The organism is Porticoccus sp. GXU_MW_L64 (assembly GCF_052983295.1).
In genome coordinates, this window is the sequence record NZ_JBRKJK010000010.1 from 103,174 (window position 1) to 123,620 (window position 20,447).

The window sequence follows — 20,447 nt, forward strand, 5'->3', positions numbered from 1 at the left end:
AATGTGCTGCACAGTTGAGAGATCCTTCGCTGCGCTCAGAATGACAGTGAGCAAATTTTTAATCACTTCATTGAACCGAATCTCCACTTGCTGCAACTCATTGGGTACTTATAAAAAACCGAGTGCCTCCAATGCCGGAAAATACCGTTGCAGACAGTGACAAAAAAGGTTTTATCCAGTGGCTAAAAGCCATGAACCGGGAATTGCCCGGCTTTCTGAAGCCCTTTCTGGGGTTCAGTCTGGCCATCAATATTTTGTTGATGGTGTCCCCGCTGTACATGTTGCAAGTGTATGACCGGGTGCTGACGTCTGGCTCCCAGGATACGCTGACCTGGCTTACCGTACTGGCAGTGTTTCTGCTTTCCATCTACGCGGCAGCGGAAATGGGGCGGCGGCGGTTGTGCAATCTGGCGGCGGAAAATATTGAGGAACAAATTTCCGAACAGATATTTATCGACTTTGAAGCCAAAGATCGTGGCGGCGACAGGTTATCGCAAAATCTCAATGTGCTGGGGCGCATTCGCGGCTTGTTTCAGAACAATCTGGTAACCCCGTTTTTTGATTTGCCCTTTACTCCGCTGTTTTTTGGCGTGCTGTTTTTAGTGCATCCGGTGATTGGTTTTATTGGCTTGGGTGGCGGCGCCATTATTTTTGCGGTGGCGGTGGCAGCGGAAATGAGCACTCGCACCAGTAACGAAAAAGCCCTTAACGCCAGTGCCCAGGCTCACCAACTGGCGTCCGGGCTGGCGCGGCAGCGCTCGGCCATGGTCGCCATGGGCCTGACTCAAAATGCCCTGCAACGGTGGCGACAAGCGAAAGAAATGGCGCGGGAATACAACCTGGAAGGCAGCTCCCGTGAGGGCACTTTCAGCTCCCTGTCCCGTTCCGCCCGGCAGATTCTGCAAACCTTTATTCTCGGCGCCGGTGCTGCATTGGCGATTGGCCAGGAAATTTCCCCCGGTGCTATCGTGGCCGGTTCCATTGTGTTGTCCCGCGCCCTGGCCCCCATCGACCAGATTGTCGGCAGCTGGCGCGCCATTACCCAGTGCCGGGTGGCCTGGCAGCAGTTGCAGGGCACCATCGCAAGCACCGGGGAAAATTCCCCTCAGTGGCAACAGTTCACGCCGCTGCCCAAACCCAACGCACAACTGACCCTGGATCGCCTGTCGGTGGCAGTGCCGGGCAGCAGCAAAGCCATGATTCATCCCTTCAGCCTGCAAATGAATGAAGGTGACATGGTGGCTTTGGTGGGCGGTAACGGTGCCGGTAAAACCACCTTGCTGCAAACTTTGGCTGGCGCCTGGCAGCCCCTGTCTGGCAGCGCCGCCCTGGGCGGCCGCAGCATTCACAGCTGGCACAGTGCCGACCGCGGCCAATACGTGGGCTATGTGCCTCAGGACGTGGAATTGCTGCCGGGAACCGTGGGGGAAAATATTGCCCGCATGAGCGATGCCGAGCCAGAGGCTATTTTCACCGCCGCCCGGCGTGCCGGCGCTCACGACATGATTTTGAAACTGCCTCAGGGCTACGACACCGCGTTGACTTCCAGCGGCCAATTGTCTGCCGGGCAGCGCCAGCTGATTGGTCTGGCCAGAGCGCTTTTTGGCGAGCCCGCACTGTTGATACTGGACGAGCCCACCGCCAATCTGGACGTGGAAACCGCGCGAACGGTGATTGGCAATCTGCGGAGCATTGCCAGTGCCGGTGCGGTGGTGGTGATCGCCAGCCACGACCGCAAACTGATTTCTGCCACCGGCACAACTCTGCTGATTCGCAACGGCTCGGTGCTGTCGGCAGAGTCGGCCAGCTATTTGCAATCGACCGCGCCTGTTGCCAACAAGGTCAGAAAGGTCGCCAAGACAACCGCGGGAGCACAGGCATGATTCATCTAACCCCAAAAAGTGACAAACGGGTCATCCGTACCGCACTGGTGTGCTTGATCGGCCTCGGTGGTTTTCTGCTGTGGGGAGCGTTCGCCCCCCTGGAAGAAGGTGTTGCCGCTTCCGGCAAGGTGGTGGTGGATGGCGAGCGCAAAGTGGTTCAGCACCTGGAGGGGGGCATTATCCGTGAAATTCGCGTCAGCGAAGGTCAGTGGGTGGAGCAGGGAGAGGTTGTGGTGGTGTTGGAAGATACTGTTTCCCTGGCCAGCCGCGATCAGACCATTCAGCAGTACGCTGCACTGACGGCCTCTGTGGAACGGCTTCAGGCGCTCAAGCAAACCGATGCCAAGCCGGATTTTTCCCATCTGCAACAATTAACCCTTGGCAAGCAGGAGCGGGACGATATTGTCGAACGGGAATGGGATTTATTCCGCCAGCAAAAAAGTGCCCAAAGTGCGGATGTTGATGTGCTGGACGCTCGCCGCAAAGCCGCTGTGCAAACCCGGAAAGCACGGGTTCAGCAAATCACCATAGTGGAGCGCGCACTGGCAGCGGCGCGAGAGGAGTATCAGTTAACCAACACCATGGTGGCGGAAAAACTTGCCCGCCGCGACCAGCTCACGGCCATTGAACGTCAGGTGATTGACCTGGAATCGGAAATTGCCCGCCTGCAAAGCGAACGCGACAGCGCCGACGCCTCCCAACGCGATCTGGCGGCGCAAATTCGCCAAAGCAAAGCCAACTTTCTGCAAACCATCTCGGCCAATCTGCTGGAAACCCGTACCCGCTTGCAGGCGGTGGAGGAGGAACTCAGCTCCAGCCAGAACGTGCTCGACCGCTCGGTGATTCGCGCGCCGGTTTCCGGCAAAGTGCTGAACATGCAGTTCGCCACCCTGGGCGGTGTGTTGCGCCCCGGCGAAACCATTATGGAAATTATTCCCAATATTGGCGAAGTCACCGCGTCTATTCGCATTGCCCCGGCTCAACGGGCTTCGGTGTTTGAAGGCCAAACCGTACGCACGCAAATTTCCGCCTACAAAGGCTGGCAGGCACCGCAGCTGGAGGGGCGGGTACTGGACGTGAGCGCCGACCTGAAAACCGACCCGGCCACAGCCCAGAGCTACTACGAAGCGCGGGTGCTGATTCCCGCCGCCGAGATGCACAGGGCAGGGGATATTGACGTAACACCCGGTATGCCCGTGGACGCGTTTATCTTTTCCGGGCGCAGCCGCACCATGTTTGATTACATCTTCGAACCCCTAGGCAAATCCTTATTCCAGGGACTGCGTTCGTCATGAATTTATTTAAAAACACCCCGTCATTGCGAGGAGCGCAGCGACGCGGCAATCTCCTTCTCACACTTCGCAGGCTGAGATCGCCGCGGTCGTTTCACTCCCTCGCGATGACGGTAGTACTGACTATGTTTGGTTCTTTAGTCAACGCCGAATCCAACGCTGAACCCCAGGCCTGCCTCAGCTTTGACAGTGCCCTGACACTGGCGGCCCAGCAAGACCCAACAGTGGCCGTGGCCCGCGCCAGGCAACGGGAAGCGGAATCGGATTTAAAAGAGGCGCGCTCCCTGTTCCGCCCCCAGGTTGCCAGTTTTGCCAGAACCGGCAGCGGCAATACCGATGTGGTGGACAGCACCATTCAGAACCAGCTTGGGCTGCGTATTTCCCAGCGGGTAATCGACTTTGGCGATGCCAGGTACGCCCGCAATGCCGCCAGTTACAACGTCGAAGCCACACGGGAAGACATTCAGCAGGCGCGTATTGCGGCAGCTCAGGAAGTGGCGTTGGCTTTTCTTGCCGCCCAGTCGGTCAAGCAGCGCTTGCAGGTCACTGAACAACGACGGGACTATTTTCGTCGCCAGCTGGATTCTGTAAACAAACTTCTGGAGCAGGGCGGTGCCACTCTTTCCGAACAGGCAGATGTGGCGGCGCAACTGGCGGACGCCCAGGCGTTTTATCTGGAACTGCAATTTCAGCTGCAACAGGCGATGACGCAAATTGCCATCAATACCGGCAATGAACAGGGCCTGTGCGACAACGACGATGTAAGCAGTTATTTGAGTCGCCACCTAGACACCATCGCCACCAGTGAAGATGCGGTTTCCCTGGCGCTGCAACAAAGCCCTTCGGTAAAGGCGTTACAGAATCGTGCCGACAGCCTGAACGCCGAATACCGACGGGAAAAACGCAACAGTTTGCCCATTATCGAAGTGGTGGCTATTGCCTCCTACTCATCCATTGGCAGCAACAGTGATTTTGAATTTCAGGACCGCGTTGGTATCGACGTATCCGTGCCCCTGTACACCGGCAACGCATTGACTGCGCGCAAGCAACGTACAGCCTCCCGCGAAGCCGCCGCCCGTGGTCAGTTGCAAGATGCCCGTCGACAGTTGCGCGAACAGGTGCAAATTACCTGGTACCGCAGTCTGTCCCTGCAGCGCCAGCTGAAAAGCCGGCAGACGGTGGTGGCGCAATACACAAGGCAATTACAGGCCGCTGAAATGGAATACGAGCTGGGAACCCGAACCCTGCCAGACCTGGTGGAAGTGCGACTGGAATACGAGCAAGGCAACCTGCAGCGCATTCAAACGGAGCTGGAATTGATGCAGCAAAAGCTGTTGTTGCTCTCTCTGACGGCGCGTTTGCCGCTGGAAGTGGCTCAAAAGTGAACCTTTTGAACAGGGATTGTCACTAATGAATAGGTTTAACAACAGGATACTATCTTGAGCAACCAGTCTCAGAAAGAAGATCAGCGGGATTTGCGCCTGTTGCGGGCAGTGGGGCAGGGTGATAAAGATGCTTTTTCCACGTTGTACAAGCTGTACTACCCGCTGCTGACCCGCTTTGCCTACCGCTACCTGAAGCAACTGGATGTGATTGAAGAAGTGGTCAACGACAGCCTGTTGACTACCTGGCAAAAAGCCGCCGGGTTTCGCGGTGATTCAAGGGTGTCCACATGGATAATGGGCATTACCATGCGCAAGTGCTGGGAGGCAGCCCGCAAACTGGACAAGCACTCCAGTCAGGATATGGACACCGTGCCGGAACAGGCGGTGGACGGCGAGCTGGAGAGGCTCGACCAGGCCCAGGCCATTGAGCATGCGTTGGAGTACCTGTCTGCCGACCAGCGAGCCTGTGTGGAACTGGCGTATCAGTCCGGTTACACCTGTGAGGAAATTGGCCAGATTATGGAGTGTCCGGCCAATACGGTAAAAACGCGGTTGTTTCACGCTCGTAAAATATTTAAAAAAGTATTTGGCCAGCAGGCAGAGCCAATACCCGCAGTTGAGGGGAACACACCATGAAAAGCCACAGCACAAATGCGCTTTACCACGATCAGTGCCAGGCATTGCTGCCCGCTTTTATCAACGGTCAACTGGATGCCGGCAGACAGCGCCAGGTACAGGAGCATGTCGCCCGTTGCGACACCTGCTTTGCGGAACTGCAACAGGCTCAACAGGTGGTGGATGCCATTCACCAACAGCCGCCAGAGCTGGAAGATTTGCTTTCCAGCAAACGTATGGAAACCAACCTGGATAAAGCCTTGCAGTCGCTGGATAGTGACAGCAAAAAATCATCCAACGTTACCTGGCTGGCTGCATGGAAACAACAATGGGGTGGCACACCCAGGGCGGCGAAAACCGTTGTCTGGGCCCAGGCCGCCTGCCTGGTGGTTGTGGTGGGCCTGTTGTTTGGCTTGCCCGACCAGCAACACCTGACCAAGCAACAACACCTGACCAAACAACAACAGGGCGTTATTCTGGAAACCTATTCGCAGGACGACACTCTGGTGCAAGCCGCAGCCGGGCAAAACCAGGTATATCGGGTGATCTTCCACCCGGCGGCCACCGAGGTGGATATGCGCAACCTGCTCAATAACGTGGATGCCCAGATTATCAGCGGGCCTTCCAAGGCGGGGCTGTACACCATATCCATCCACAAGTCCGAAGCCCAGCAACAGCTGGTGCTGCAAAACCTGCGAGGCAGCCCCTGGGTGAAACTGGCCGAACCTTCGGTGCATTCCCGCGAGGCGGCGGAACAGCCATGATAAAAGCAGCTTCCACCATTGTGGCTTTGGTGCTGGCACTGCTAATGGCTGCCTGTAGCCATTCTCAAGTGCCCCTGTCTGCTGCGCCCCTTGAAGGTGACCTGGGGGTGACTACCCCGGCGGGGTTTACCCCGATACTGGTTACCCTGCATCACAATGCGGTACAGGAGCGGGCGGCGGTACGTTCGCTTGGCCGCAACTACCAGGCCCCCTTGAATTACGACAGCACTTTGCTGGTGCGCCGTCAGGTCAAAGACCTGGCTCGCGAGTACCAACTGCGGGAAGAACGGGGCTGGCTGATTAATTCCCTGTCGGTGTACTGCGTACTGTTGGGCGTGCCCAACGATCGCAAACTGGACGATGTAATGGCCGGGCTGCGCAACGACAGGCGGGTGGAATCGGTGCAGCGCATGGTGAGCTATTCGGTGCAGGGCGAAGCCTCCTACAATGACCCGTACTTTGAACTCCAGTACCACGACAACCGGCAGCAGATTGCACAACTGCATCGCCAGTCCACGGGCCGGGGGGTCAATATTATGGTGATTGATACTGGCGCGGATATCAGCCACCCGGAGTTAAAGCCGCAAATAAAAGCCATCGAGAATTTTGTCGATGGTAACCGCCAGCGCTTTCGAACGGATATTCACGGCACCGCTGTTGCCGGCATTATCGCTGCCCAGCCCAACAATGCGCTGGGCATTGTCGGTTTATCCCCCGGTGCCAATGTGTCGGTATTGAAGGCCTGCTGGCAGCTCAATGGTGACACCAGTAAGGCTCACTGCAACAGCTTTACCGTGGCCAGTGCCATCAGCCACGCCATCGACAGCGGTGCCGATATTATCAATATGAGTCTGGCCGGGCCCAAAGACCCGCTGATTGCCCGCTTGGTGGCCCAGGCGCTGGAACAGGGTGTGCTGATTGTAGCGGCAGACCCGGGCGAAGCGGCCACAAGCTATCCCGCCCGGTTGCCGGGGGTTATCGGTGTGTGCCGCAATCCGCCAGGCAAAGGGGAGGAGGGACGCTTGCTGGTTTACCTCAATAGCGCCAACGTTCTGACAACCGCCCCGGATGGCGGTTTTGACTTTTTCTCCGGTTCCTCAATGTCTGCGGCGAAAGTGTCTGCACTGGCGGCCTTGATCAAGGAACAACACCCGGAACTGGATGCCGAACAACTGGTGGCCAACCTGCAACAGATGGCCATTTTGAGCAATAACACTTTCGGTAATAACACTTTCGGTAATAACAACAGCAAAGAAGGTTTTCCACAGCAGCCTTGACGACATTTGATGGCTTTTTGCGCGTTCACCATCGGCGGCCTCTGCAAAGAGTGTTGCGGTTTTTGTTGTGTTTGCCATTTGCGGTATTTAGCAATGCATTGCTGGTTGATGGGGTGTTTGCCGACGATGTGGAACCGGATTGGCAATTCAACGCCGATTTGTCACTGTCGTCAGACTATATCTATCGCGGCATTTCTTTGTCCGAAGGCGCGGCCACGCCGCAAGCCAAAGCCTGGCTGGGCCACAAATCTGGCCTGTTTGCCAGCGTCTGGGTGTCAAAGGCAGACATCGGTGGCCTTGGTGGTCAAAACCGTTCCCGGGACTGGGAGGCGGAGTACAGCCTGGGTTACCGCTACCTGTTAAACCGGGACTGGCAGGTCAATATCAGCAACGCCTGGCTGGAATATCGCCAGCAAAACCTGCCCCGCAACGCCGACTATCAGGAATTCCGCATTCAATTGGACCATCAAGATAATTTCAGCCTGTCGGCCGCCTATACCGATGGCGTCTGGAATACCCGCTACAACCAGTTTGTTCTTGCCGCCAGCGCCCGCCAACACCTGCCCTGGCAGAGTGTTGGCGAATTGGAGCTGGGGCTGGTGGATTTGGGGCTGCTCAACGGCGACCTGTACCACTACGCCCGCGTCAGCATCGGCAAACCCTTCGCCCGGCGCTGGGTGGCACTGCTGGAATACCACTACAGCGGCAATACCGGCGCTTTCTTCAACAGCGCCCGCACCGGCAGTCAGTTTTTGGTGGGCTTGAGCTATCACTTTGGGCGGTAGTTGGTGGTCCGGCGGCAGTGGTTTTACTACCACCTCTGTTTATGGTATAAAGCGCGCCGCCGGGCAGGGCTGTGCCTTTGCACCGGCTAAATAATGTCGCACATACACCGACACGTTGCTCTGGGTGCCTTCCCCCTGCTTATCACTGATAAGAAAAGGTCATAAGGTTGAGTGATGGGGTGTGTGGAAGACCCAACCCAAAAACGCTTGCATAATTGATCTTTTGCCCCCTGGCGGTGTTAAAGATTCGCTCAAACCAGTCACTTGTTGCAACAAGCTCCCGGTTTTCGCTTATCTTTGCCTAGCCAGATGAACAAAAGCTCTGCTTATGCAAACGTTTTAACAATGTAAGGAATTATCATGGCTACTGTTTCCATGCGAGACATGCTGCAGGCTGGTGTTCACTTTGGTCACCAGACCCGCTTCTGGAACCCGAAAATGGGTCAATACATTTTCGGCGCCCGCAACAAGATTCACATCATCAACCTTGAGCAAACTGTTCCCGCGTTCAACGACGCTCTGCAGGCGGTTCACGATCTGGCGGCCAACGGCAACAAAATTCTGTTTGTCGGCACCAAGCGCGCTGCACAGAAGTCCATTCGCGAACAGGCGGAACGCTCTGGTATGCCTTTTGTCAGCCACCGCTGGCTGGGTGGCATGCTCACCAACTACAAAACCATCCGTGGCTCTATCCGCCGCTACCGCGAGCTGGAAGCCCAGAGCCAGGACGGTACCTTTGAAAAACTGACCAAGAAAGAGGCGCTGATGCGCACTCGCATGATGGAGAAGCTGGACCGCTCCATCGGTGGTATCAAAGACATGGCTGGCCTGCCGGACGTACTGTTTGTGGTTGACGTAGACCACGAGCGCATCGCCATTCAGGAAGCCAACAAGCTGGGTATTCCCGTTATTGGCATTGTCGATACCAACAGCAACCCGGACGGCGTTGACTACGTGATTCCCGGCAACGACGACGCCATCCGCGCCATCAAGCTGTACACCACGGCTATTGCTGATGCGGTACTGGAAGGCAAGCAAAAAGGCAGCAGCATCACCAGCAAAGATGAATTTGTTGAAGTGGACGCTGAAGCCAAAGAAGCGGCGGCGGAGTAATACCTGCTCCTGCTCCCCGTCATTGCGAGGAGCGCAGCGACGCGGCAATCTCCTTGCATCACGAGATTGCTTCGCTTCGCTCGCAATGACGGTGTAATCAAGGGGCCATAGGCCCCTTTTTTGAACAATTTTTTGATTCGCGGCCTGTGGCCGCGAATGTTGTATTTCAAACGATTTTATGAGGACAAATCAATGTCAGTGAAATTGGTAAAAGAACTGCGCGAGCGCACTGGCCTCGGCATGATGGAATGTAAAAAAGCCCTGGCTGCTGCTGGCGGTGATATCGAAGTAGCAATTGAAGAGCTGCGCAAATCCAGTGGCATGAAAGCGGCCAAAAAAGCCGGTCGTACCGCTGCTGACGGCGTTGTTGCCATTAAAGTGGCCGACGACAACAGCTACGGCGTACTGGTTGAAGTGAACAGCGAAACCGACTTCGTTGCCCGCGATGAAGGCTTCCTGGGCTTTGTGAGCACCGTTGCTGAAAAAGTGTTTGCCGACAAGCAAACTGACGTGGCCGCTCTGATGGACGGTGATTTGGAAAACGCCCGCGAAGCGCTGGTACAAAAAATCGGCGAAAACATCTCCGTTCGCCGCGCTGTTGTGGTGGAGGGTGCCGTGGTTGCCGGATACGTACACAGCAACAACCGCATCGGCGTTCTGACCGCTTTGACCGGCGGCAACGACGAAGTGGCCAAAGACGTGTCCATGCACGTTGCTGCGGTAAACCCGCAAGTGGCCAAGCCGGAAGACCTGCCCCAGGACGTGCTGGACAAGGAAAAAGAAATCTTCACCGCCCAGGCTCGCGAAAGTGGCAAGCCGGAAGAAATCATCGAGAAGATGATTGTTGGCCGCATGAACAAGTTCAAAGCGGAAAACAGCCTGGTTGAACAGCCTTTCGTAAAAGACCCGGACGTAAAAGTGGGCAAACTGGTGGCTAACGCCGGTGGCGAAGTGGCCTCCTTTACCCGTTACGAAGTGGGCGAGGGCATTGAAGTGGAAGAAACGGATTTTGCTGCCGAGGTTGCTGCTGCTGTTCAAGGGGCATAAGTTCAGAGGACAGAAGTCGGAAGACAGATGACAGAAAATCTGTACAATACGGGAGCCCAAAAATGGGCTCCCGTATTTGTATATGTAGTGCTGACATCGACACTGCGATGGAGTACAGGGGGTGTTGCAGACCGTCTGCGGCATGGATGCCGCAGCCGAGCCTACACGGATGTATTTACGGCGTGTCTGGAACACCCCCTGTGCTCCTAAGCCAACGCCAGCCAATCAACCGGAGTAACCATGCCCAATAGCGCCGCCACCAAGGACAAAAAATACAAACGCATCCTGCTGAAACTCAGCGGTGAAGAACTCATGGGAGAGATGGGCTTTGGCATCGACCCCAAAGTGCTCGACCGCATGGCCCTGGAAATTGGCCAACTGGTGGGCATAGGGGTACAGGTGGGGCTGGTGATTGGCGGTGGCAACCTGTTTCGCGGCCAGGCACTCAGCGAAGCCGGTATGGAACGGGTAACTGGCGACCATATGGGTATGCTGGCTACCGTGATGAATGCCCTGGCCATGCGCGATGCTCTGGAGCGCAGCAACATCTCCGCCCGAGTGATGTCCGCCATCCCCATGAGTGGAGTGGTGGAGCACTACGACCGCCGCAAAGCCATGCGCTACCTGGACCAGGGTGAGGTAGTAATCTTCTCGGCGGGCACCGGCAACCCCTTCTTTACCACCGATTCCGCTGCCTGTTTGCGCGGTATTGAAGTGGAAGTGGATGTCGTGCTGAAAGCCACCAAAGTGGACGGAGTGTACGACGCCGATCCCATGAAACACCCGCAAGCCAAAATGTTTACTCGTCTGACCTACGACGAAGTGCTGGACAAAAAACTGGGCGTGATGGACCTGACCGCCATCTGCCTGTGCCGGGAACAGGACATGCCCCTGCGAGTGTTCCGCATGTCCAAGCCCGGCGCGTTGTTGAATATCGTTGTGGGTGGCGAAGAAGGCACCCTGATTGAAGAAGCTCTGACAGAAAACAGCGAGGGACAAGAGCAATGATTAACGACCTGAAAAAAGACGCCGAAGAGCGTATGGGCAAAAGCATTACCGCGCTGACCACCGCGTTTTCCAAAATTCGCACGGGCCGCGCCCACCCCAGCTTGCTGGATGGTATCAACGTGTCTTACTACGGCGCGGATACCCCGCTCAATCAAATGGCCAATATTTCCGTGCTGGACGCCCGCACGCTGAGTATCAGCGTGTGGGAAAAACAACTGGTGCCGGAAATTGAAAAAGCCATTATGAAATCCGACCTGGGCCTCAATCCGGTGACCACCGGCGAGCTGATTCGCATTCCCATGCCGCCGCTCACCGAGGAAACCCGCAAGGGCTACACCAAACAGGCCCGCAGCGAAGCAGAAAACGCCCGCATTTCCATCCGCAATATTCGCCGCGACGTGCTCTCTGACGTGAAAGAACTGCTCAAGGAAAAAGAAATCACCGAAGACGAAGATCGCAAGGCTCAGGACGATGTGCAGAAGATCACCGACCGCTTTGTGGGTCAGGTGGATGAACTGCTGGCGGTTAAAGAAAAGGACCTGATGGAAATCTGATGCGCGAGCGCCATCGGGTTTACCGCACACAGGGAGGCGCACCATGAATGCAGCCACTAACCATTGCCCGCTGCGCCATGTGGCGATCATTATGGATGGCAACAACCGCTGGGCCAAACAGCGTGGTTTGGGCGGCCTGGCCGGTCACCAGGCCGGGGTGGAGCGGGTGCGAGATGCCCTGGAAGCCTGTAAAGAGCACGGCGTTGAAGTGCTTACCCTGTTCGCTTTCAGCAGTGAAAACTGGCGCCGCCCGGCTGCGGAAGTGCAGGGCTTGATGTCGCTGTTTGCCTCCTACCTGAAAAAAGAAGTCAAAGCTCTGAAAGAAAAGGGCGTGGCATTGCGGGTAATCGGCAACCGGGAGCGTTTCAGTGGCCGCTTGCGCAAACTGATCGAAGACGCCGAACAGCAAACCCGCGGCGGCAGCCAGACTCTGGTACTGGCTGTGGACTACGGCGGTCACTGGGATATTGCTCAGGCAGCGCAGAAAATTGCCGCTCGCGTGGAACGTGGCGATTTGAGAAGCGAGCAGATAGACGAACATCTCCTTGCCGAAGAAGTGTCGCTGTCGGACCTGCCGCCGGTAGACCTGTGCATTCGCACCGCCTTTGAACAGCGTATCAGCAACTTTCTGTTGTGGCAGATGGCCTATGCAGAATTCCACTTCTCCAAATTGATGTGGCCGGATTTTGACGCCGCAGCCTTCGGGAATGCGGTGCAGGATTACCGCCACCGTCAGCGCCGCTTTGGTAAAACCGCCGAACAAATAGAAGCGGAGGAAGCCGGTGCTTAAACAGCGTATCTTTACAGGCTTGGTGCTGATTGGCCTGTTTCTGGCGGCTCTTTTTTACCTGCCCAAAGCCGGATTTGTCTGGCTGGCGGCTGCGCTGGTGCTGTTGGCGTCCTGGGAGTGGAGCAATCTGGCGGGTTTGCGTTCTTCTCTGGTTCGGCTGGCTTTTGTGGCAGGCAGTGGTTTGCTGATGTGGCTGGCCAGCGATTATGTGCTGCATGCCCACCGGGATAGCCAACTGGTGTTGTTGGCCAGTGCTGCAGGCTGGTGGCTGATCGCCCTGCTGTGGGTCAAGAGCTTCCCCAAAACCAGGCTGCTGTGGGCGAACACCTGGGTCAAAATTTTGATGGGCTGGTTTGTACTGGTTCCCACCTGGCTGGCCCTGGTTGTTTTGTTGTACTCCAACGGTTTTGCCACCCTGCCCAGCGACAATGCCGGGCGCTGGGCGCTGTTGATGGTGGTGTGCATTGTGGTGTTAATGGACACCGGCGGCTACTTTGCCGGCAAACACTTTGGTCGCCGCAAACTGGCCCCCCAGGTCAGCCCGAAAAAAACCTGGGCCGGCGTGGTTGGCGGCCTGTTGGTCAATGGCCTGTTGCTGGTGCTGACTGGTTGGCAGTTGTCGGCAGATACACAATTGTGGCTGCTGCTGTCCTTGTTGATCCTCTGCACGTCGGTGGCATCGGTACTGGGAGACCTGCTGGAAAGCATGGTCAAGCGTCAGCGCAATATCAAAGACAGCGGCGCTATTTTGCCGGGTCATGGTGGCATCCTCGACCGGGTAGATGGTATGACCGCCGCCTTTCCGGTGTTCACCCTTATTTACCTGCTGCATCAGTCCGGCAGTTTGTTATAAAAACCTTTATGGCACGTAAATCCCTCACAGTATTGGGAGCCACCGGCTCCATCGGCGTCAGTACACTGGACGTGGTGGCCCGTCACCCGGATCGCTACTCGGTGTTCGCGCTGACCTGCCACAGCCAGATAGAGCTGCTGGCGCAACAGTGCCGCCAGTTTGTGCCCCGTTATGCGGTGGTCTCTGATAAAAGCCACGCTGCTCCATTGCAACAGCTGATAGCCGACCTGCCCACCGAAGTGCTGGCGGGACCCCAGGCATTGTGTGAGGTGGCTGCCGACAGGGACGTGGATATGGTGATGGCCGCCATCGTCGGCGCTGCGGGTCTGTTATCCACGTTGGCCGCTGCCGAGAGCGGCAAACGGGTATTGCTGGCCAACAAGGAATCTCTGGTGATGGCGGGCAGCCTGTTTATGCAGGCGGTGCAACGGGGCGGCGCCGAATTGCTGCCCATCGACAGCGAACACAACGCTATCTTCCAGTGTTTGCCAGAAGGGTATAATCACTTTGAGCGAGCCGGTGTTCGCAAAATTTTGCTGACCGGTTCCGGCGGGCCGTTTCGCACCACGCCACTGACACAGTTGTCAGCGGTGACACCGGATCAGGCCTGCGCTCACCCCAATTGGTCCATGGGGCGCAAAATCTCCGTGGATTCCGCCACCATGATGAACAAGGGCCTGGAGCTGATCGAAGCCTGCTGGCTGTTTGCTGTCAGTCCGGATTTGGTGGAGGTGGTGGTACACCCGCAGAGTGTGGTGCACTCCATGGTGGAATACGTGGATGGCAGTGTGCTGGCCCAGCTGGGCAACCCGGATATGCGTATCCCCATCGCCCACGCCATGGCCTGGCCCCAACGCATAGACTCCGGCGTGTCGTCCCTGGATATGGTGGCGGCGGCGCGACTGGACTTTGAGGCCCCGGATGAACAGCGTTTCCCGGCCTTGCGGCTGGCGCGCCAGGCAGCGGCGGCGGGTAAAGATCTGGCCACTGCTTTGAATGCGGTAAACGAGGTGGCAGTGGCGGCGTTTTTACAGGGTCGGCTGGCGTTCCCGCGCATTGCCGAACTGGTCGATGAGGTGTTGCAGCAGTGGCAGGCCAGTGAACCGAACAGTATTGATGCTGTCCAAGCGAGCGATCAGATGGCTCGCCAGAAAGCCACAGAGTTGTTATAGAGGGTGTTGGTTCCGCAATGGATATTCTGAGTAAAGCGTTTTATTTCCTGATTGCTATCGCCATTTTGGTGAGCTTTCACGAGTACGGTCATTTTTGGGTGGCCCGCCGCTGCGGTATCAAAGTGCTGCGCTTTTCCATCGGCTTCGGCAAGCCCATTGTCACCTGGACAGACAAACTTGGCACTGAGTATGTTATCGCCTGGATTCCCCTGGGCGGCTATGTACGCATGGTGGATGAGCGCGAAGACGATGTTGATCCCGACGATTTGCCCTACGCCTTTAATCGCAAACCGGTATGGCAGCGTATGGCGGTGGTGCTGGCTGGGCCGGCGGCCAATTTTTTGCTTGCCATTGTGTTTTACTGGTTGATTGCGCTGTTTGGTGTTGCCGGATACGCGCCCTTTGTAAAAGAGGTAACCCCCGGTTCTGTTGCGGAACGGGCTGGTTTGTCTCCCGGTATGGAAATAGTGGCTGTCGATGGTGTGCCGATAAACAGCCTTCAAGACCTCAACAAACGCCTCGTTTTGCGTCTGGGCGACAGGGATACCGTGCGTTTCTCAGTGTTTGAAAATGGAGTGTCCACACCAATAGAACTGAGTGCAGAACTGGGTGTTTGGGAAATAGATGATAAAAACCCGGACCTGTTAAAAGCACTTGGTATGACCTGGGGGCTCCCGGAAAACAAAGAGACACTTTCAGAGGTCAGCCCTGTTGTAGGTATGGTTGTTGAAGGTAGCGCGGCCCACAAAGCGGGCTTGCAATATGGCGACCAAATGGTGGCCGTTGATGGTGTGGCAACCACATCCTGGAACCAGTGGGCAGAGTATATTAGCCAGCGTCCCGGTGAGTTGATTGTTATGGACGTGCGCAGAAGCGGGCAGTTGCTGTCTGTGGATATTACTCCCGATGCCGTTGAGCAGGATGGTGCAACTGTTGGCCGGGTCGGTGTGGGGCATTATTTTTTCCGCACTGATCGCTATGGGCCGCTGGATGCCATCGGTTACGGTGTTGGGGAAACCTGGAGCACCATTGCCATGACTCTGCAAACCCTTGGCAAAATGGTGACCGGTGATATTTCCTTTAAGCACTTGAGTGGGCCACTGGGCATTGCTACAGTGGCCAGCCAAAGTGCCCAGAGCGGTCTGATATCGTTCCTCGGGTTGCTGGCGCTGCTCAGTGTGAGTTTGGGCGTTCTCAATCTGTTGCCGATACCGGTACTTGATGGTGGACACTTTATGTACTACCTGGTAGAGGCCATCAAAGGCAGCCCGGTATCTGAAAAAGTACAGTTGATTGGCTACAAAATTGGCCTGTTTCTGGTGATGGGATTAATGATTTTTGCCATTGGCAATGATATTCGCCGCGAGCTTCCGGATGACAGCGCGGCGGAACAAAACACAAGTGATCAATAATAACGATGACAACAATCAAGAAGTCTATGCAGCAACGCAAGTGGGTAGGGTTTTGCCTGGCAATGGCGCTGTTCAGCGGCAGTGCATACGCCAAGGTCTTTGAAATTCGCGATATTGACATTCAGGGCTTGCAGCGGGTTTCCGCAGGTAAGGTATTTGCCGCACTGCCGGTGTCGGTGGGTGACCTGGTGGACGAGGAGTCTCTGCGTCAGGCGGCCAGGGCGCTGTTCAAAACCGGCAATTTTGAAGACATTGCCTTCGCCGAAGACGGTGGTCGCCTGATTATTGTGATCAAAGAACGTCCGGCGGTAGAGTCCATCACCATCGACGGCAGTAAAAAGATTCCCGAGGAGCAGTTGTTGTCCAGTATGCGCGACAACGGCCTGGCGGAAGGGCGTATCTTCAAACGCGATGTACTGGATGGCATTGCCCAGAGCCTGAAAGGGGAGTACGCCAAGAACGGCCTGTACGGTTCTTCGGTGGAAAGCCGCATTGAACAACTGCCGCGCAACCGGGTGGCGGTGTATCTGGATATTACCGAGGGCAAGCCCGCCGCCATCAAACACATCAATATTGTTGGCAACGAAGCGTTTCGCGAAAGCGAGTTGCGCGAAGATTTTGAGTTGACCACCACCAACTGGTTGTCCTGGTTTCGCAACGACGACAAGTACAGCCGGGAAAAACTCACCGGCGACCTGGAACGCTTGGAATCCCACTACAAAAACCGCGGTTATCTGGGGTTCAGAGTTACCTCCACACAGGTATCCGTGAGCCCTGACAAGCAGTCTGTGTATCTGACCATCAATATTGAAGAAGGCGATATTTACAAAGTCAGCGAGGTGGCTTTGTCCGGTGATCTGGTGATTCCCGAGGAGCAGATTCGCCGCCTGATTTTTCTTCGGGAAGGACAAACCTATTCACAGGAACTGGCAGACCTGAGTACGGATTACATCGTTCAGCGCCTTGGTAACGACGGCTATACCTTTGCCGAAGTGCAGGCATTGCCGGAGCTGAATCGGGAAGACAGTACCGCCAAAATCACCGTTGCCATCAACCCCAAAAAGCGAGTGTATGTGCGCCGTATCAATATTCGCGGCAACACCAAAACCGCCGATGACGTAGTGCGTCGGGAAATGCTGCAAATGGAAGGGGCGGTGGCCTCCAATGCCCGCATCGAAGGCAGTAAATTGCGCCTGCAGCGCACCGCTTTTGTGAAGCGGGATTCCATCGAAGTGGACACTCCGGAAGTGCCCGGGGTGGACGACCAGGTGGATATGAACCTCTCTTTCGAGGAGCAGCCCTCCGGCTCCATCGGTGCCCAGCTGGGCTTTTCGCAGACCTCCGGTTTGCAGCTGGGTGGCAATCTGCAAGAGAATAACTTTCTGGGAACCGGTAAAACTGTGGGCTTTGCCCTTAACAGCAACGACTTCCAGAAAGCGCTGACTATTTCTTACTCCGACCCTTATTTTAACGTGGACGGGGTCAGTGCCGGTTTTTCCATTTTTGCCCGGGAGAGTGACTTTTCCCGCTTTAATCTCAGTGGTTTTAATACCGAGAATCAGGGTATTAATGTCAATTTCAGCTACCCGCTGTCCAATACCCAGCGCCTCAGTTATGGCTTTGGTTACGAATTTCAGCAATTGGGTGAAAGTACCCGTTCGGCGGAAGTGTTGAAGTTTGTTGCCGACAACGGCTTTAAAAACGATATATTTACCCTGAATCTGGGGTGGATACAATCTACTCTGAACAGCAGCATTTTTGCCACCAACGGTACTCGCCAGAGCCTGAACCTGGAATTGTCTCCCCCCGGCGCCAGTGATCTTTCCTACTACCGTTTGACCTACAGTGGCCAGAAGTATTTCCCCTTGAACCGATTGAGCAAATACCTCAATGGTTGGTCACTGCGCTTGCGTACCGAGCTGGGTTATGGGGATGGCCTTGGTGATACCGAGCGCCTGCCGTTTTATAAAAACTTCTACGGCGGTGGCTTTAACTCCATTCGTGGCTTCGAGCGCAACACCCTGGGGCCCAGAAGTATTCGCGGTGTTATCACCGTGCCTGATGATGTGGATGTCAATGACCCCGCTGCATTACAGACGCTTTTGCAAAGTAGCCTGCCCGGTGGCCTGATTGTTGATACCACAGACCCGTTTGGTGGCAACGTATCTATTGAAGCCAGTGCGGAAGTGATATTCCCGCTGCCGTTTATTAAAGATCAGTCTCAAGTTCAGGCCAGCTTTTTTGTGGACGCGGGGAATATTTTTGACACCAATTGTTCAACGGGGATTAGCACATTTCAGGATCCACGGAGTACGCTTGGTAGCGATCAACCTATTCTGCTTCCGGGGCAATCTGACTTGAATTGCTTTAAGCCAGATGTGGGTGAATTGCGCTACTCATTCGGTCTGGGCGCCACCTGGCTTTCTGGTTTTGGCCCCATTACCTTCAGTATTTCCAAACCCTTTAATGCTGGCCCTCTGGACGAGGAAGAGAGTTTCCAGTTCTCACTGGGTAACCAGTTTTAATTACACTCATATTTATTTAACTTGATCATAGATTGGAGAAACACCGTGCGTTACATCAAAACAACTCTTTTTGCCCTGATTGCCCTGTTCAGCTTTGCGGCAGCAGCGGAAAGTAAAATTGCCGTGTGCGACCTGGGCAAAGCCATCACCAGTTCTGAACTGGCGAAAAAGCGTTACGAGGAACTGGCGGCAGAATCCAACCTGGCAAAGCTGAAGGCGGAGTCAGACGGTATTTTGGCAGAAGCCCAAAAGCTGCAAAAAGATTTTGAAACCAATAACCTCAGTTGGGACGATGCCAAAAAAGCCAAAGCCAACCGGGAAATGGAAGCCTTTAAAGCGGATTTGCAATTGCTGGAGCGCAAGTTCCAGGCAGAACAGCAAGCGGTACAACGCTCTTTGTTGCAGGAAGTTCAGCCAATTGCCTTTGAACAGCTGCAAGCCCTGATCGATGAAGAAAAAATCGACATCCTGATCAACAAGGAAGCGGCTCTGTGGAACAACGGCGCGGTGGACATTACCAACAAACTGATTGACCGTATGAACAAGTCTGTTACCCAGAAGTAACGGATATTGTCCTGAATAAATCGAAGGGTCTTATAGCACTTGAGACCCTTCACTGCGTTCAGGATGACGCAGAAATTGCGCAAACAATTTAACGACCCGCCGTGTTGCTGACACTGCGGGTCGTTTATTATTGGGCAGACGATTATGTCATCGCGAGCGCAGCGCGGCGATCCAGTGCCTTTAGATTGCCACATCGCTTTCCCCTGAAACGAAAGGCTCCTCGCAATGGCAGTGCAGATATAGGAGAGGGTTATGCCACAACAAATGACACTGGGTGAATTGGCGCACCAACTGGGTGCGGAGTTGCGCGGTGACGCCGCTTGCCAGATACACAGCCTTGCCACCTTGCAAGAGGCCACCGAAGGGCAGATATCCTTTCTGGCCAACCCCGCTTATGAGCGCTTTCTGGAAACAACCGAAGCGTCTGCGGTCATTCTCAGCCCAAAACTGGCGGACAAATACGGCGGCAATGCCTTGCTGCTGGACAACCCCTATCTGGGCTATGCCCACCTTTCCAGACTGCTGGATAACGCCCCCGAAACTGCAGCGGGTATTCACCCCGCCGCGGTGGTGGCTGCCAGTGCGCAACTTCACCCCAGCGTGTGCGTTGCCGCCAATGCGGTGATTGGCGAAGGGGTGGTAATCGGGGCCGACAGTGTTATCGGTGCTGGCACGGTTATTGGCGATAACACCACGCTGGGGGAGGGGTGTCGCCTGGCAGCCAATGTTACGGTTTACCACGGTGTTGCAATGGGCAGCCAGGTCACCATTCACAGTGGTGCGGTTATCGGTGCCGACGGCTTTGGCTTTGCCCCTGACAGCTCGCCTGAGTCAAAGGGCAGCTGGGTGAAAATTTATCAGCTTGGCGGTGTGGTGATTGGCAACCGGGTGGAAATCGGCGCCAATACCACCATCGACCGTGGGGCGCTGGGCAATACCGAGATCGCCGACGGCGTGATTATCGACAACCAGGTGATGATCGCCCACAACGTCAAAGTGGGTGAGCACACCGCCATGGCCGCCTTTACCGGTATTTCCGGCAGCACCACCATTGGTAAACACTGCACGTTTGCCGGGCGCTCTGGCTCTGTGGGGCATATTGATATTGGCGATAACGTACATGTGGCCGGAACCGCAGTGATAATGAAAAGTGTGAGTGAAGCTGGCGCCTACGGATCCGGTACCCCCACCAGCCCGATTCGGGAATGGCGCCGCAATTCCGCCCGATTCAACCAGTTGGACGACATGAGCAAACGCCTGCGCAGGCTGGAAAGGCGTTTCCCGGAAGTTGATGAATAAAGCTCCTGTCATTGCGAGGCCGCAGGCCGTGGCAATCTCATCCAGAATGACAGAGGAGCCAGTGATAGCGGCTTACTAAAGTCAGGCTCCCTGCTTTTTGTCATTCTGA

At 55.6% G+C, this 20,447-nt stretch carries 18 protein-coding genes; all 18 read left to right on the forward strand.

Annotated features, from left to right (window positions below):
* Nucleotides 1-131: 131 nt before the first annotated feature.
* The 18 genes from ACVBEJ_RS09815 to lpxD all read left to right on the forward strand — a co-directional run bounded on the left by ACVBEJ_RS09815 (nucleotide 132) and on the right by lpxD (nucleotide 20,338).
* A complete protein-coding gene (locus tag ACVBEJ_RS09815) occupies nucleotides 132-1,883 on the forward strand; it encodes a type I secretion system permease/ATPase (RefSeq protein ID WP_447129453.1) in 1,752 nt (583 codons plus the stop codon).
* Nucleotides 1,880-3,178 carry an HlyD family type I secretion periplasmic adaptor subunit gene (locus tag ACVBEJ_RS09820; protein ID WP_447129454.1) on the forward strand — a complete coding sequence of 433 codons (1,299 nt, stop codon included), beginning with the start codon at nucleotides 1,880-1,882 and terminating at the stop codon, nucleotides 3,176-3,178. Before ACVBEJ_RS09815 ends, ACVBEJ_RS09820 begins: the two co-directional genes overlap by 4 nt.
* Nucleotides 3,179-3,300: 122 nt before the next feature.
* The gene (locus ACVBEJ_RS09825; protein ID WP_447129455.1) at nucleotides 3,301-4,560 is read left to right on the forward strand and encodes a TolC family protein; all 1,260 of its coding nucleotides are present in this window, start codon (nucleotides 3,301-3,303) and stop codon (nucleotides 4,558-4,560) included.
* 54 nt (nucleotides 4,561-4,614) lie between these two features.
* Nucleotides 4,615-5,196: an RNA polymerase sigma factor gene (locus tag ACVBEJ_RS09830; RefSeq protein WP_447129456.1), complete on the forward strand. Its 582-nt coding sequence runs from the start codon at nucleotides 4,615-4,617 to the stop codon at nucleotides 5,194-5,196.
* Nucleotides 5,193-5,939, forward strand: coding sequence for an anti-sigma factor family protein (locus ACVBEJ_RS09835; protein ID WP_447129457.1), 747 nt, complete (start codon nucleotides 5,193-5,195; stop codon nucleotides 5,937-5,939). Before ACVBEJ_RS09830 ends, ACVBEJ_RS09835 begins: the two co-directional genes overlap by 4 nt.
* Nucleotides 5,936-7,216 (forward strand): S8 family peptidase, encoded by a 1,281-nt coding sequence (locus ACVBEJ_RS09840; RefSeq protein ID WP_447129458.1) that lies wholly within the window; start codon nucleotides 5,936-5,938, stop codon nucleotides 7,214-7,216. Before ACVBEJ_RS09835 ends, ACVBEJ_RS09840 begins: the two co-directional genes overlap by 4 nt.
* Nucleotides 7,213-8,001, forward strand: coding sequence for a TorF family putative porin (locus ACVBEJ_RS09845; protein WP_447129459.1), 789 nt, complete (start codon nucleotides 7,213-7,215; stop codon nucleotides 7,999-8,001). Before ACVBEJ_RS09840 ends, ACVBEJ_RS09845 begins: the two co-directional genes overlap by 4 nt.
* Before the next feature lie 360 nt (nucleotides 8,002-8,361).
* The gene (rpsB, locus tag ACVBEJ_RS09850; RefSeq protein ID WP_447129460.1) at nucleotides 8,362-9,114 is read left to right on the forward strand and encodes a 30S ribosomal protein S2; all 753 of its coding nucleotides are present in this window, start codon (nucleotides 8,362-8,364) and stop codon (nucleotides 9,112-9,114) included.
* A gap of 192 nt (nucleotides 9,115-9,306) precedes the next feature.
* Entirely contained in the window at nucleotides 9,307-10,161 is an 855-nt protein-coding gene (tsf, locus tag ACVBEJ_RS09855) for a translation elongation factor Ts (RefSeq protein ID WP_447129461.1), read from the forward strand.
* 240 nt (nucleotides 10,162-10,401) lie between these two features.
* On the forward strand, nucleotides 10,402-11,169 hold the full coding sequence (gene pyrH / locus ACVBEJ_RS09860) for a UMP kinase (RefSeq protein ID WP_447129462.1): 768 nt from the start codon (nucleotides 10,402-10,404) through the stop codon (nucleotides 11,167-11,169).
* A complete protein-coding gene (frr, locus tag ACVBEJ_RS09865; protein WP_447129463.1) occupies nucleotides 11,166-11,723 on the forward strand; it encodes a ribosome recycling factor in 558 nt (185 codons plus the stop codon). Before pyrH ends, frr begins: the two co-directional genes overlap by 4 nt.
* 43 nt (nucleotides 11,724-11,766) lie before the next feature.
* A complete protein-coding gene (gene uppS, locus ACVBEJ_RS09870) occupies nucleotides 11,767-12,513 on the forward strand; it encodes a polyprenyl diphosphate synthase (RefSeq protein WP_447129464.1) in 747 nt (248 codons plus the stop codon).
* Nucleotides 12,506-13,366 carry a phosphatidate cytidylyltransferase gene (locus ACVBEJ_RS09875; RefSeq protein ID WP_447129465.1) on the forward strand — a complete coding sequence of 287 codons (861 nt, stop codon included), beginning with the start codon at nucleotides 12,506-12,508 and terminating at the stop codon, nucleotides 13,364-13,366. The genes uppS and ACVBEJ_RS09875 overlap by 8 nt, the downstream gene beginning before the upstream one ends.
* An 8-nt stretch (nucleotides 13,367-13,374) precedes the next feature.
* Nucleotides 13,375-14,538, forward strand: a complete 1,164-nt coding sequence (ispC, locus tag ACVBEJ_RS09880; protein WP_447129466.1) for a 1-deoxy-D-xylulose-5-phosphate reductoisomerase — start codon at nucleotides 13,375-13,377, stop codon at nucleotides 14,536-14,538.
* A 17-nt stretch (nucleotides 14,539-14,555) separates the two neighbouring features.
* Entirely contained in the window at nucleotides 14,556-15,950 is a 1,395-nt protein-coding gene (gene rseP, locus ACVBEJ_RS09885) for an RIP metalloprotease RseP (protein WP_447129467.1), read from the forward strand.
* Nucleotides 15,951-15,955: 5 nt separating this feature from the next.
* Nucleotides 15,956-18,475: an outer membrane protein assembly factor BamA gene (bamA, locus tag ACVBEJ_RS09890; protein WP_447129468.1), complete on the forward strand. Its 2,520-nt coding sequence runs from the start codon at nucleotides 15,956-15,958 to the stop codon at nucleotides 18,473-18,475.
* Nucleotides 18,476-18,520: 45 nt separating this feature from the next.
* Entirely contained in the window at nucleotides 18,521-19,039 is a 519-nt protein-coding gene (locus ACVBEJ_RS09895; RefSeq protein ID WP_447129469.1) for an OmpH family outer membrane protein, read from the forward strand.
* A 252-nt stretch (nucleotides 19,040-19,291) separates the two neighbouring features.
* Entirely contained in the window at nucleotides 19,292-20,338 is a 1,047-nt protein-coding gene (lpxD, locus tag ACVBEJ_RS09900; RefSeq protein ID WP_447129470.1) for a UDP-3-O-(3-hydroxymyristoyl)glucosamine N-acyltransferase, read from the forward strand.
* The last annotated feature ends 109 nt before the right edge of the window (nucleotides 20,339-20,447 follow it).